This window comes from Streptomyces sp. NPDC051218, from assembly GCF_044455475.1.
In the GTDB taxonomy this organism is placed as follows: Bacteria; Actinomycetota; Actinomycetes; order Streptomycetales; family Streptomycetaceae; genus Streptomyces.
Genome location: NZ_JBITEU010000008.1, coordinates 1 through 14,424, shown reverse-complemented (window position 1 = coordinate 14,424; position 14,424 = coordinate 1). Strand labels below are relative to the sequence as shown.

General features: G+C 70.4%; 10 protein-coding genes. 8 read left to right on the top strand and 2 right to left on the bottom strand.

The genetic code is table 11. The features are described from left to right. The first annotated feature begins 11 nt into the window (after nucleotides 1–11). From ACIBCK_RS23475 to ACIBCK_RS23455, 5 genes are all read left to right on the top strand, one after another. On the top strand, nucleotides 12–1,622 hold the full coding sequence (locus ACIBCK_RS23475) for an FAD-dependent oxidoreductase (RefSeq protein ID WP_399393158.1): 1,611 nt from the start codon (nucleotides 12–14) through the stop codon (nucleotides 1,620–1,622). Between the two features lie 96 nt (nucleotides 1,623–1,718). Further along, a complete protein-coding gene (locus ACIBCK_RS23470) occupies nucleotides 1,719–3,848 on the top strand; it encodes a hydantoinase/oxoprolinase family protein (protein ID WP_399393156.1) in 2,130 nt (709 codons plus the stop codon). Beyond that, nucleotides 3,845–4,480, top strand: a complete 636-nt coding sequence (locus ACIBCK_RS23465) for a hypothetical protein (protein ID WP_399393154.1) — start codon at nucleotides 3,845–3,847, stop codon at nucleotides 4,478–4,480. The genes ACIBCK_RS23470 and ACIBCK_RS23465 overlap by 4 nt, the downstream gene beginning before the upstream one ends. A gap of 4 nt (nucleotides 4,481–4,484) precedes the next feature. Continuing rightward, nucleotides 4,485–5,765 (top strand): TRAP transporter large permease subunit, encoded by a 1,281-nt coding sequence (locus ACIBCK_RS23460; RefSeq protein ID WP_399393152.1) that lies wholly within the window; start codon nucleotides 4,485–4,487, stop codon nucleotides 5,763–5,765. Nucleotides 5,766–5,831: 66 nt separating this feature from the next. Next, complete coding sequence (locus tag ACIBCK_RS23455; RefSeq protein WP_399393150.1) at nucleotides 5,832–6,878, top strand: hypothetical protein; 1,047 nt, start codon at nucleotides 5,832–5,834, stop codon at nucleotides 6,876–6,878. A 41-nt stretch (nucleotides 6,879–6,919) separates the two neighbouring features. On the opposite strand, the gene ACIBCK_RS23450 is transcribed toward ACIBCK_RS23455, so the two are convergent. Further along, a complete protein-coding gene (locus ACIBCK_RS23450; protein WP_399393148.1) occupies nucleotides 6,920–10,039 on the bottom strand; it encodes a discoidin domain-containing protein in 3,120 nt (1,039 codons plus the stop codon). 382 nt (nucleotides 10,040–10,421) lie between these two features. On the opposite strand from ACIBCK_RS23450, the gene ACIBCK_RS23445 reads away from it, so the two are divergent. Next, nucleotides 10,422–12,554, top strand: a complete 2,133-nt coding sequence (locus tag ACIBCK_RS23445) for a hypothetical protein (protein WP_399393146.1) — start codon at nucleotides 10,422–10,424, stop codon at nucleotides 12,552–12,554. Here the strand turns inward: ACIBCK_RS23445 and ACIBCK_RS23440 are convergent, their stop codons facing one another. Then, entirely contained in the window at nucleotides 12,555–12,995 is a 441-nt protein-coding gene (locus ACIBCK_RS23440; RefSeq protein WP_399393144.1) for an STAS domain-containing protein, read from the bottom strand. Between the two features lie 220 nt (nucleotides 12,996–13,215). Between ACIBCK_RS23440 and ACIBCK_RS23435 the strand changes: the two genes are divergently transcribed. Further along, nucleotides 13,216–13,515, top strand: coding sequence for a DUF6506 family protein (locus ACIBCK_RS23435; protein WP_399393142.1), 300 nt, complete (start codon nucleotides 13,216–13,218; stop codon nucleotides 13,513–13,515). A 259-nt stretch (nucleotides 13,516–13,774) separates the two neighbouring features. Further along, nucleotides 13,775–14,296, top strand: coding sequence for a GNAT family N-acetyltransferase (locus ACIBCK_RS23430; RefSeq protein ID WP_399393141.1), 522 nt, complete (start codon nucleotides 13,775–13,777; stop codon nucleotides 14,294–14,296). Nucleotides 14,297–14,424: the final 128 nt, after the last annotated feature.

Here is a 14,424-nt window from a genome sequence, read left to right as displayed (position 1 = left end):
CTAGGAGAACCGTGATCCCTGAACCGGACATCCTCATCGTCGGTGGCGGCCTCGGTGGCGTGGCCGCCGCGCTCGCCGCCTGCCGCGCCGGCCGGACCGTCGTCCTCACCGAGGAGACCGACTGGATCGGCGGCCAGCTCACCTCCCAAGCGGTGCCGCCCGACGAGCACCCCTGGGTGGAGCAGTTCGGCACGACCGCCTCGTACCGCAAGCTGCGCGAGTCCATCCGGGACTACTACCGCCAGTGGTATCCCCTGCGTTCGGAGGCGCTTGCCCTGACCGGTCTCAATCCGGGAGCGGGCCGGGTGAGCAAGCTGTGCCACGAGCCCCGCGTCGCCCTCGCCGTGATGGAGGGTATGCTCGCGCCCCATCTCGCCTCGGGACGGCTGACGCTGCTCACCGAACACTGGGCTGTCGCTGCCGAGTCCGACAACGATGTCATCACCTCGGTGACCCTGGAGAACCTGCGCGACGGCGACCGCACCACACTCCACGCCCGCTACTTCATCGACGCCACCGAGACCGGCGAACTCCTCGAACTGGGCGGTGTCGAGCACGCCGTCGGCGCCGAGTCACGCGCCGAGTTCGGCGAGCCGCACGCGCCGGACGAAGCGCAGCCCCTCAACCAGCAAGGCATCACCGTCTGCTTCGCGCTCTCCCACCACGAGGGCGAGAACCACGTCATCGAGCGCCCCGTCGACTACGACTTCTGGCGCTCCTACCAGCCCGACTTCTGGCCGGGACCGCTCCTCGGCTTCCTCGCCCCCGACCCGCGTTCGCTCGAAGCGGTCCCGCGTACGTTCGTACCGAACCCGGAGATCGACCCGCTCGCCGTCAACGCCGACCAGAGCGCCGACGCGGGCGACAAGGAACTGTGGGGCTTCCGCCGCATCCTCGCCCGCAAACTGCACCGGCCGGGCGCCTTCGACTCCGACATCACCCTGGTCAACTGGCCCCTCAACGACTACTGGTTGAAGCCACTGATCGGTGGCGGCGAGCAGACCTCGGTCCAGGCGCTGGCCGAGGCGCGACAGTTGTCGCTCTCGGTCCTTTACTGGCTGCAGACCGAGGCGCCCCGCGAGGACGGCGGCACCGGCTTCCCCGGCCTGCGCCTTCGCCCCGACATCACGGGCACGGCGGACGGCCTGGCCAAGGCGCCCTACGTGCGGGAGTCGCGGCGGATCAAGGCCGTCACCACCGTCACCGAGCAGGATGTCGCCATCGATGTCGTCGGCCCTTACGGGCGTACGAAGTACCGGGATTCGGTGGGTGTCGGCAACTACCGGATCGACCTGCACCCCTCCACCGGCGGTGACAACTACATCGACATCGGCTCCGTGCCGTTCGAGATAGCGCTCGGTGCCCTCGTGCCCCGCCGGGTCCGCAATCTCCTGCCCGCGGGCAAGAACATCGGCACCACCCACATCACCAACGGCTGCTATCGCCTCCACCCCGTGGAATGGAACATCGGCGAGGTGGCCGGCGCCCTGGCCGCGCACTGCGTGTCCGAAGGGGTCGAACCCCATCAAGTCCAGGGCGAGGACAAGCGGTTCGACGAGTTCGCCCGGCTGCTCGACCGAGACGGAGTGCAGCGCCACTGGCCCGACGTACGCGGCTACTGAGAGCTGACCGCTCTCACAAGTGCCGGGTGGGACAGCTCCACCTGTCCCACCCGGCCCGCCCGCGCACCGCCAACCCGCACAAGGAGGTGCCCAACCATGACCACCCACCGCATCCGCGTCGGCATCGACGTGGGCGGAACCTTCACCGACGCCGTGGCCGTAGACGCCACGACCCTGGAACTCCTGGGACAGGTGAAGGTCCCCACCAGCCACCATCACGAGGACGGCGTGGCCCACGGCATCGTGGAAGCACTGAGCCGTCTGCTGGAAGAGACCGGCCGCGCACCCGAGGATGTCGCCTTTCTGGCGCACGGCACGACACAGGCTACCAACGCCCTGCTGGAGGGCGATGTCGCCACCGTGGGCCTGCTCGGCATCGGGACAGGCCCCGCCGCCGCCCTCACCCGCAGGCTCGCCGCGCTCGGCAAGCTCCAACTCACCCCGGGCAAGAGCCTCCCGCTCGTCTACGCCCACGTCACGGACCCCGAGGATGCGGCGGCCGTCCGGCGCGCCGCCGACTCGCTGGCCCAGGCGGGCGCCCAAGTCCTCGTGGCCACCGAACCGTTCAGCGTGGACCGTCCCGAGGGCGAGCGGTCCGTGGTGTCGACGGCGCGTTCCGCCGGGCTTCCGCTGACCGCCGCGCACGAGATCACTTCCCTGTACGGGCTGCACAAACGCACCCGTACGGCCGTGGTCAACGCGGCGATCCTGCCGCGCATGCTGGCCACCGCGGATCTCGTCGACAGCTCCATCACCAAGGCCGGAGTCGACTCCCCGCTGATGGTGATGCGCTGCGACGGCGGCGTGATGTCGCTGGACGAGATGCGGCGCAGGCCCCTCCTGACGGTCCTCTCGGGCCCCGCGGCAGGCGTGGCGGGCGCGTTGATGCAGGAACGGATCAGCGAGGGCGTCTTCCTGGAGACCGGCGGCACCTCCACCGACATCAGCGTCGTCCGGCGCGGCAAGGTGGCCGTCCAGCACGCCACGATCCTCGGCAAGAAGTCCTACCTCAACGCCCTGGACGTACGCACCGTCGGAGTCGGCGGCGGTTCCATGGTCCGGGTCGGCGGCGGGAAGGTGACCGGCGTCGGGCCGCGCAGCGCCCATATCGCCGGGCTGCCCTACGCGTGCTTCGCGACCCTCGACGACCTGCGCGACGCCACGCTCACCACCATCCGCCCGATGCCCGACGACCCGGCGGACTACGCCGTACTCGACGCCGCGGGCGGCCGCTTCGCCCTCACCATGACGTGCGCGGCCAACGCGGCAGGACGCGTGCCCGAGGGCGACTTCGCCCGCAGCGACCAGGACGTCGCGCGCGCGGCGATGACCCCGCTCGCCCAGGCGCTCGGCGTGGACGTCGCCACCGCGGCGGCCCGACTCCTCGACGTGGGAACGGCGCACGTCAAGAAGGTCGTCGACACGATGATCCGCGACTACCGGATGGACAAGGACACCGCACTGCTCGTCGGCGGAGGCGGCGGCGCCGCGTCCGTCACCCCGCACCTGGCCGAAGTCAGTGGCCTGGAGGGGCGGATCGCCCGCCACAGCGAAGTGATCAGCCCCATCGGTGTCGCGCTCGCGCTGGTGCGCGAGCAGATCGAGCGGACCATTCCCGGAGCCGGACAGGAACAGATTCTCGCCGTGCGGGCGGAGGCGGAGGCGGCCGTCGTCGCGCAGGGCGCCGCCGCCGACGGAGTCGAGGTCGAGGTCACCGTCGACCCGCAGACCAGCACCGTGCGGGCCGTGGCCACCGGCGCCACCGAACTGCGCACCCAGGACCGCGCGCACCGGGCGGACGAAGCGGAACGGCTACGGACGGCGGCCGCCAGCCTCAAGGCCGACCCCTCCCAAGTCACGGTCCTCGCCGGCACTTCCGCCCACACCGTGTACGGGACCGAGGTGAGGCGCACCCTGCGCACCACCCGGCATCCGGTACGGATCGTCGACGCCGACGGAGTCATCCGCCTCCACGTCCCCGACGCCCGCGTGGAGGCCACCCGGGTCGCCGACGCCCCCGACGTCCTGGCGAAGCTGGTGCGCGAGACCACCTCGTACGGCGACGGCGGCGTCCGCGCCCCGGCCGTGCGGCTGCTGCTCGGCTCCCGGATCGCGGACCTCTCGGGCGTGCTCGATCCCGGGGCGCTGCTCGCGCTGGCCCGCAGCGAACTCGACGCGCGCGCCGCCGACGAGCCGGTCATCGCCGTGCTCGAGGTACGCATATGAGCACGCCCGCGCGCGCCTCCACGAGCAACCTCACGGAGCCGCCGCCCGAGGCCCTCGACGACCTGGAGCACGCCGTCCAACTCCTCGCCGCGACACCCACCCACGAGGGTCGCGACCCGCGGCTGCTCCGCCAATGGGCGCGCACGGCTGAGGAGTTCGGTGCCGCGCTGGCCCCCGTGCCGTGCCGGGCCAGGATCGTGGAGCGCTCCGACGGCCTGGAACGTGGTCTTCTCGCCCGCTACACCTCACGTCCGACTCCCACGGTGGAGCTCTACACCGACACCCTCGCGGCGGCCGAAGCGCTGATCGACGAACGGGGCTGGCGGCAGTGGTACCCGCCAGGATCGGTGCGCGCGGCGGCCATCGCCCATGAATCCGTGCACGAACACCTCCACCACGGCCCGGCGAAGGCCGCGCTGAAGCGGGCGCTCGGCCATGTCGTCCTGCGCGCGGGGCGGCTGCGGCTCTACGGGCACGTGGCGGGCGCGGAGGAGATCGCCGCCCACGCCCATGCCCGTACCGTCTGCGGGCTCGGCCGCAGCCCCCTTCTCCTCACGGCCGCGCTCGGCGACGCCGTGACCCAAGTGACCCACGAGACCCCAGTGACCCACGAGACCCACAGAGGGAAGTAGCGCCATGGGCGTTGTCATCTTGATCGTCATGGCGGTGGGTGTCGCCGCCATGCTCACCCGCAAACTCCCCACGGCCTTCGCCCTGGTGCTGCTCGGCGTCGTCATCGCACTCGTCGCCGGCGCACCGCTGACCGGCAAGGAGAGCGTCTTCGACACCGTCCTCCAGGAGGGCGCCCCGATGCTCGCGTCGACGATGATCGCGGTGCTGCTCGGCTCGTGGCTCGGCAGACTCCTCGACGAGACCGGCATCGCCGGGACCATCGTCCGCAAGATCGTGGAGTTCGGCGGCGACCGGCCCACGGTCGTGGCACTCGGCGTGCTCGCCGTGTCCGCGCTGGTCGGCACGGTCACGGGCTCGGCGCCCGCCGCCATGCTGGCCGGCATCATCGGCATCCCCGCGATGGTCGCCGTGGGCATCCCCAAGGTCACCGCGGCGGGCACCATCCTCATGGGCATCGCCGTCGGAGTCCCCTTCGAGCTCCCCATCTGGCAGTTCTTCTCCACCGCCCTCGACCTGCCGGTCGCCACGGTGCGCGACTTCATGGTGAAGCTGTTCCCGCTGGCCCTGGTCGCTGCCGTCGCCTTCGTCCTCGTCGAATCCCGCCGCCGCGGGGTCGAGCACACCTGGGCGCTGAAGACGGCCGTCGACAAACCTCGCTCACGCCGCGAACGGCTCGGCGACGCACCGTGGTACGCGCTGCTCACTCCCGTGGTGCCCCTGGTCCTGGCCCTCGGCCTCGAACTGGCCATCATTCCCTCGCTGTTGGCCGGTGTGCTCTACGCCCTGGTCACCACGACCCGCCCGCGCGAGATGAACAAGCGCCTCCTTCGCACCCTGTACGGCGGCTTCGAGGTCGCCGCGCCCCCGATCGCGCTGTTCATCGCGATCGGCATCCTGCTCGCCGCGGTGAAACTGCCGGGCGCCATCGAGGCGCTCGAACCGCTGGTCAAGGCCGTCAGCCCGCAGAACCCGGTGCTGTTCGTCCTGGTCTTCACCCTGCTGGTGCCGCTGTGCCTCTACCGGGGGCCGCTGAACGTCTACGGCTTGGGCGCCGGCATCGCGGGCGTCCTCATCGCCGCCGGCATCTACCCCGCCATCGCCGTGCTCGGCATCGCCGCCTCGTACAACCAGGTCTTCGGCGTCGCCGACCCCACCAGCACCCAGACCGTGTGGAGCGCCCAGTACGCGGGCGTCGGCCCGCAGCAGGTCATGGTGCGCACCCTGCCCTACGTGTGGGCCGTCGCGCTCGGCGGATTCTGTGTCACCGCCGCCACCTACCTCTGACACCGCCACGCCCGTCCGACCCTGCCACGCACCTCTGACATGCACCTCCCGGGACGGAGAACAGCAATGAACGAGCCGCAGCACGACACCGCACAGCACGACACCGAGCAGCACCACCCCCGGCCCTTCCCGCGCCGCGTCTTCCTGCGCGGGGCCGCCGCCACCGGTACCGCCCTGGCGCTGGGCACCACGACAGGGGGCACGGCCGCGGCGGCCCCGGGCGGCTTCCCCGACTACACCTACGTGAAGACGGTCCTGAAGCCCGGAGACCTCGCGTACAACCCCACGGGCGAGATCATCTTCCCGTGCCTGCGCGGCACCGTCGGCCGGATCTCGGGCGCACTCGGCCGCTACTACCTCTACTACGCACCGCATGACGCCCCCGGCGGCATCTGCCTGGCCTACGGCGACTCGATCGAGGGGCCCTTCACCGAGTACACGGCCAACCCCATGGTCACCAACGACTGGCAGCCGCACTACAAGGTCAGCCATGTCTCCTCGCCGCACGTGCTGTGGAACGAGGACGCGAAGGAGATGTGGCTGTACTTCCACGGCGAGAACACCACGACACGCCTCGCGCGTTCCAAGGACGGCATCCACTTCACGTACGACAAGGTGGTGCTCTCCACCTCGATGCTGCCGAGCGGCTCCACCGAGACGTCCTACGCCCGCGTGTTCCGTCACGACCTGCCCTCCCGGGGCGCCCGCTACGTGATGCTCTTCATGCTGAACAACACCACCAACCACCGTGACATCGCCTGGGGTTGGTCGCCCGACGGCCGCAACTGGACCTTCGACCAGACCCCACTGATCCGTCACGGAGAGGTGGGAGCGCAGAACGTGGGCGGGCCCCACCTGCTGACGCGCGGGGACAGCGCCTACGTCGTCTACAACACGGACAAGGCCAGTGGCGGCAACATCCTGATCACCGAGGTCGGCAAGGACTTCTCCCGCCGTGACCACCTCGGGATCTTCCACGACTCGATGACGGGCGCGCCGGACAACGGGCGCAGCGCGTCACCGAGTTTCGGGACGGAGAACGGCGTGCCCTACATGATGTACGAGGCGGGGGAGCGGCTCCAGGGGGCGATAGCCCTGGCTCGGGCGAAGTAGCCCCGCCCCTTGAAGCCGCTGCCCTCCTCGTGACGTGAGGGTCAGCGCGAGGTGATGGTCAACGCGGTCAGTGAACCTCCGGAGCGGGCGGTGACACGCAGCGCCACATAGCGTGCCGTGCGGTCGACGCGCAGGGTGCCGCGCGTCGACAGCCGTGCGGAGCCGCTGTACGTGCGGCCGTCCACGCTGAACTCCACCTGCGCGGCGGGGGCGTGGCCGCCGCGCCACCGGGTGCGGATCTCACCGACGTGCTGTTCGGCGCCGAGGTCGACGACCATGCGATCGTCCTGGCCCGCGGTCCACGCGGTCGCCTCGTCACCGTCCACCGCGGCCCGCGGGTCCGACATGCCGGGCGGCAGCGGCGACGTCGGGAAGGTGACGCGGCCCAGCGCCAGGTCGGAGAGGGGGTACGGCGTGGCGCGAGGCACGGTGACCGTGGTCGTGCGGCCCGCGCGGACCGTCGCGCCGACCCGTCTGCCCTGCGCGGAGACGGTGACCCGGCAGGCGGGACCGCTCAGCCGTACGGTGCTGCCGTCGACGACCTCGGCACGTAGGCCTACGGGAAGGCGGCCGGCGGACAGGGTGATGCGGGGCGGCGCCAACACGGCGGATGCGGCGGGCAGTTCGGCGCGCAGGGCCGTGCCGGACTGTGTGAGGGTCTGGACGCCCTCGTAGAGCTGGACCTCCTCAGCGGATGTGCGCGGGATCGTCACCGTCGCGGTCACGGGGTCGCCTGAGAGGTTGAACAGACTCAGGTGGTGTTCGGTGAGGGCGGCCTTGACGTCAGCGGCGTCCGCCGAAGGCGTCTTGCGGGCGGCAGCCGCGCGCAGTTCCGCCGGCGTCGCACCGGGCAGTCCCTCGATCAGCAGGCTCTCGGCCGGTCCGTCGGAGAGCACGACGGTGTCGCCGTACACCGCGATCGGATGGGCGCCACCACGCACGACGAGACCGGCACGGCCGTCGATGTCCAGCCACTGCCCGCGGCTGGTGAGATCCGGCCGTGGCCAGGCGACCAATTCCGTCCACTCCTGTCCGTCGGCCGACCCCTGGAGCCGGTAGGCCCGGCCCGCCGCGGCCTCCCAGCGCAGGGTCACCCTGTCCATGGACCGGGAGGAACCGAGGTCGACGGCGATCCAGCTGTCCGGCCGTGAACGGTCCGCGCGCGACACGGCCCAGCGGCTCGAACCCCCGCCGTCGATCGCGAGCGCCGCCTCCTTGCCCGGTTCGAAGGAGGAGGCCGTCGCCGCAGCCGCGTCGCCGCGTGCCAGGTCCTCGCCCGAGGCGCCGTCGCGTATCTCGAAGGCGTACAGCGAATAGCCGTACGACGGGTCGGGTCGCACCCCCAGCATGCGCACGTGCCGGAACTGCCTGCGCGGAAAGCTGAGTTCGTCGACGCGCGGCCCCGCGGACGACTGGCCCTCGGTCTTCGCCTTGACGGTGGCCCTTGCGTCGGCGGCCCGATAGGTACGGCTGCCGTCCAGGCCCGGTACGCCCGGCATGGACAGGTTGCGCACCTCCAGGTGGCCCTCGCCGTCCGCCGTGCCCGATGTCGCGTAGACCACCGCGCCCGTGGGCAGGGTGGTGAACCCCGCATGCCCGTGGTCCAGCGTCAGCAGGCTCGCGCTCCCGTCGAAGCCGTCCCGCCGCCGCGTGTACGTGACGGCGGACCGCTTGACGACCTTCGCTCCGGTGCTGGGCAGGAACATGGGTGTCGGGCCGCTGAGTGCGAACAGCCAGTCGTCGTGGGCCGGCTGCCAGGCGAACTTCACGAAGCCCGGCTTGCTGACCGTGCCCGCCCAGGCGCCGCGGGACTGATGGGAGACGAGGCCGGGCCCCGTGCCGTGATCGGTGACGCCGCTCGCCTGCTCGAAGAGCTCACTCGGGGAGAGAGGGCGAACGCGCGGGTGTCCCGAGCGGTCCCGCCACTCGTGCAGGAGGTAACTGATGGCCAGTTCGGCGCGTGCCTCCGGCTCGTACTTGGGCTCGCCCGAGAACTTCGCGATGCGGTACTGCGGCGGATACTGCTGGTACGCCTCCAGCCTTTCCGCGAGGGCGTGTTCGCAGGCTGCCGCGGCGCGATCACCGGCGACCTGGGCGAGGAAGGCGAGGGGGATGACGTCGCGGCCGTAGAGGTGTTCGCGGTCCGCGACCATCGGCATCAGGGGCTCGCCCGCGTCGCTCATCACGCCGAGCAGCGTGCGCCACAGCGGAGCGGCGTTGGGCTGGGCGGTCAGCACTTCGGGCAGGGCCTGGCCCGCCGTGAGGAAGTGGGCGGAGTTGCGGCCGGACGTACGCCAGAGTTCTTCCTGGTAGTGCGGGCCGAACGACCCGTGATTCTCGACGATGAAGGTGTCGTACAGGTTCTGCGCGGTGTTCTCGCTGACGGCGACGCCGTCCACCCGGGCGGGGTTCGCCAGGTCGGCCGCGGGCAGTCCCGCCTCGTTGCGGCTCCACCGGCCGAAGGCTGCGCGCCACGCGTCGAGCCGCTGGTCGTCGCCCGCCCAGGCCAGGGCAGGCGCGAGCGTCTGGGCGTAGATGCCCATCTCCTCGAGTTTGGTGTCGCCCTCGAAGCCGCCCGTGAGCCCGTGGGGTGACCAGTCGCCGGAGTCGGGGTCGTCGCCCGTGCCCAACTCCACGGTGTACTGGGCCTGTTCACGGACGATGGTGTCGACGTTGTGCCGGGTCGCCTCGTCGAGGTCGTCCCAGAGCAGGCGCGCCGCCAGGACGAAGTAGGACTGGAAGGTGGTGTCGAAGAACAGCTTCCGGCCCCACTCGGTGCCACCCGTCAGCCGGTTCGATGCGGCGAAGTGCTTCAGCGTGGCGAGTGTGCGGGTGCGCAGGGTGTCCCTGGAGACTCCGGCGCGCTCTGCGTCGTAGGGGCCACGGGTCAGCAGTACCGCGTTGCCGAGCACGACGGCGAAGCCGAAGTCCTTGTTGGTGTAGTGGCCTTGGGCCCCGTCCCACTGGGTCTCGGACCAGCGGGTGTGCGACAGCAGGACGCGGTAGTACGTGTCCGCGACGGCGTCCTGCTCCCGGGGGTCCGCGTCGGCAGCCGTCGCGGACCCCGTGCCGAGGGTGAGCGGGAAGGCCGCCACGGCACTGGAAACCCCTAGGAGCTGCAGAGCTTGACGTCGGGTGGGGCCCCAGGCGTGTTGCGGCATCGTGCGCGACCTTCCCTTAGACAACGTTGTCAGAGTGGGGTCATTCTTCGGTGGCCTCGTCGGCACGTCAAGGGTTCTGCTGCATCACGGGTCACTTCCCGATCGCATTACGGGGCCCTTGCGAATCCGGTGATCGGATCGTTCCCGCCCTGTTGACCGGTGCGCCGGCGCGATGCTTAGGTGGCGCGAGTTCGGAAAGCGCTTGCTGTCCCAGGTCGTCGGGAGCGGCGGCGAGTTGGAGTGGCTGGGGGTCCGTCCGCGTGGGCCTTAGGGCGCGCCGTTCCGAGGGGTTCCGTGCGGGGCGTGGAACGAGGTGCCCCTGCGTTCCGACAACGATGTCAGAGCGAGTCGAGCGAAGGCAATGACGAAGGATGGTGCCGCAATGTCCCCACTGAGCCGTCGACTCTTCCTTGGCGCGGCCTCGGCCGCCTTGGTGGGCGCGGGTACCGGGACCGGAACCGCAGCCACGGTGTCGGACAGCATCGCGCGAAGGGCCAGACACTGGACCTTCGAGAACGACTCCCTCAAGGCCACCGTCACCTACGAGCGAGGCGGCATCCAGCTCAGCAGGCTCCGCAACAAGCCTGCCGCACGCGACTACTTGAGCGGCCCCTCTCTGCTCTTCGCCCACGAATTCGACGACGGCGACACCGTCCGCGCGGACGACGGAGGGTGGAGCCTGGGGGCGGCGAGCAGGGAACTCATCACCGTTCGCACGAAGGAGAAGTCCTGGCGGGTCGGCGAACGCATCCGCATCCCGCTGCGCAGGGCCACGCCCCGCCGGTTCGCCGTCACCCTGGTCTTCGAGATCTACGACGGTGAAGCGGGTCTGCGGTACTACACCCTCGTCCGTAACGAGGACGCGGCCCGCGTACTCACCCTGACCCGCTCCACGATTCTCGATCTGCGCCTTCCCGACGAGCCGCACACGCTCCACTACGTCCCGAACATGAAGTGGTTCAGCACCCGCGGATCGCTGAGCACGGAACCCGTCGGCAAGTCCTGGCCGAAGAAAGCTCTCACCGTGTACGACTCGGGGGACGGCTGGAGCGTGAGCCCCGAGCTCAACTGGAAGACGCAGCGCGGCAACGGCAATCACGAGACCGACTACATGCTGCCGCCGTTCGCCGGGATCAACGCGTGGCACGAGCAGGCGAGCGTCTCGGTCGACACACACCCCGAATCGCTGCACCTGACGCTGTTCCCGCAGGAGGAGTTCGAGTACCTCGCGGTGAATCTCACCGTCTTCAAGGGCGATGTCGTCGACGGCAAGATGGCGGACGAGCTGCACTTCCGCAAGCGGTTCAAGTACCACCACACGACCACGCTGTTCCACCAGAACGACTGGGACTACCGGGGAGGCCCGGGTCAGGAACTGCCCCCCGGCTACTACTACGAGGTCGTCATCCCGCAGACCAAGCGGGCGGGCCTCGACATGGTGATGCTCGACGACTACTGGAACACCACCCGTGACACCATCGAGCCCAGTGACTCCATGAAGAAGGCCATCACCAGCCTGGGCACACTCTCCAAGACCCTCAGGGACAACAGCCTCGGCTTCGGCCTGTGGTTCTCCCTGTCCGGCGGCGGACACCTCCAGGGGCGCGACCTCGCCGACCCGGCCCAACTCGCCTACAAGAGGCGGCAGATCGAGTCCCTGCTCAACGATCACGGTGTCACCCAGCACATGATCGACCTGACCGAGTACTGGCAGAACGAGAGGACGACCGCGTACTCCCACGCGGGCGACAACGTCTACCGCAAAGCGGTTCTCACCCGGAGCATGCTCGACGACCTGGTGACCGAGAACCCGCAGTATCTGCCCAAGCTCACCAGCGAACTCGACATCGCGCCCACCCAGGGCGACCGCAACAACGGCCTGCTGCACATCGCGTACAACGGCTGGAACACCTCCAACGGCGGCATCACCGGAGAGGACCTGTCCCTGCGCACCGCGCTCACCGCGTTCGGGCATCTGCCGATGAACTCGACGTATATGAACGGCGGCAAGATGACCGGCCGCATGGAGGACTACTACTCCTACATGGCTGTACGCGCGGTCAAGTTCGGCCAGGACCCTGGTGACGAGGCCAAGTGGCCCGATGCGGCGGTGAAGTTGATGGGCGTGTTCAACGCCTGGCGGAGGAGGCCGGAGATCACGGCCTTGACGGACGGTCAGTTCCTCCCCGTCCACCTGGGCCAGGCGTGGGGCACCGAAGAGTGGGACAGCAGCAAAGGCCCGTACGTATGGATGTGGACGGACGACCGGCGCCGCCGGGCCCTGCTGATCGCGACCGGGGCCGGCACGGCGCAGACCCGAGTCGACGCCAAGGTGCGCTGGCTGGAGGACCGTACGACCTACGGCGTCACCGACATCACGATCGACGACGACGGCACGCAGGCCCGCGCCGCGAAGGGGGAGTTCACCGGCGAACAACTCCGTGCCGAGGGGCTGCCGGTCGATCTGTCCGAGAACACCTCGAAGGGCAAGGCCTTCTGGCTCGAGGCCAGGTGATCAGGGCTCAGAAGGCGGGGTGTCGGCCGCCGCACCGTCCGAGCGGGGTGACGGCGCGGGCGGCCATGTGGGGCGGTGCGCGGGGGGCAGGGCAAGCAGGGCCTGGCCCACCGTGAGATAGCGGGGAAAGATCTCCGTGCTGCCGGTCAGCGTCAGGAGTTCGGCGAGATGCCGACCGGCCCCCGCCAGCAGCAGCCGGCCCTCGCGGCGCCTCAGCAACCACCGCACTCCGAGCAGGCAGTTGAGCCCGCGGGAATCGCAGAACACCAGCGCCGTCACATCGAGCACGAGATGTCGATGACCCGCCATGACGGCGGCGCCGAGGGTGCGCAGAAAGAACTTCTCGCCGCTCTGGTCGAGTTCACCGCTCACCCGCAACACAGCGCACTCGTCACACCGTGCGAGCTCGTGGATGATGAGGCGATGGGTCTGCGTCGGCATCGCGCCTCCCTGTGGCCGCCCCGTTCCGGGTCCCCAGTCCATCCTCCCCACGCCTCGCCCCTCCCATCCCGACACGGGAACGGCGAGTGACGCCGCCCACGCCCCCGGACCGGTCGGTAACCACGGGTGGTGGCATAGAACTGCGAGGGGGCTTGGCCGTCAGGCCGGGCGCCACGTTGATGACCGATCCGGGTGACCGGGGATTGAGGGGGCTTTACTCATGGCGCTCACCAGCTGGGGCTTCATCTACACCGCGGCAGGCAGCGAGGCGAGTGGTGAGGTGAACGTCGTCGACACGGGGCAGTGCCGCACGGTGCTCGTGGGGGTGCCCAAGCCGGAGGACGGCGTCGAGGCCGCGCGCCGTCTGGTCGGTGAAGGTGTGCAGATGATCGAGCTGTGCGGAGGCTTCGGGCCCGTGTGGGCCGGGCGCGTGATCGAGGCGATCGACGGCGCGGTCCCGGTGGGCGTCGTCGGTTACGGGCCCGAAGCGGTCGACCAGGTGCACGCGATCTTCTCCTGAGCCCAGGGGCGGGGCGGGCTCGGCCCTCCCCGCCGGAGCGGCCGGATGGTAAGATCTTCGGTGTTCGTGTGATCCGGTATCGAGGATGTTGGGAGTTGGGGCTGATGACCGCGCTCAAGGCCACTGCCATGCGCACCGCCCGGACCACCCTCACGTCCCGGGTCGTGGCCTGACCTCAGTTGGATTCGCCCTCGCTGGGAGCGTGAGCTCGCGGGGCACCACCCACACGAACCCACCATGAAACGGATCTCCGTCCATCATGAGCAATTCCCTGAGCAACACCTGGATCACGCGCGCCGAGACCAGCGCTGACATCCCCGCCATTCGTGCCGTCGTCGTCGCCGCGTTCGACACCCCGGCCGAGGCCGACCTCGTCGACGCGCTGCGCGCCGACCCCGCGTGGATCGACGGACTTTCCGTCGTCACCACCGACCAGGGCGGCAAGATCGTCGGCCACGCGCTGCTGACCCGCTGCCACATCGGGGACACCCCGGCCCTGTGCCTGGCCCCCGTGGCCGTACTCCCCGAGTACCAGAAGACCGGTGCCGGTTCCTCGGCGATCCGGGCCGCGCTCGACGTGGCCAGGGACCGGGGCGAGCGCTTCGTCACCGTCCTCGGGCACCCGGCGTACTACCCGCGGTTCGGCTTCACCCGTGCCTCCGCGCACGGCATCGGCATCAGCATCGAGGTTCCCGACGAGGCCATGATGGCTCTCGCCCTCGACGCGGGTCACCCGCTGCCCAGCGGCATGGTGCGCTACGCCGCGCCGTTCGGCATCTAGCCGAAACCCCCGCCGTGGGGGGGGGGGCCCCCCCCCCCCCCCCCCCCCCCAACCCCCCCCCCCCCCCCCCCCCCCCCCCCCGGGGGGCCCCCCCCCCCCCCCCCCCCCCCCCCCCGCCCCCCCCCCCC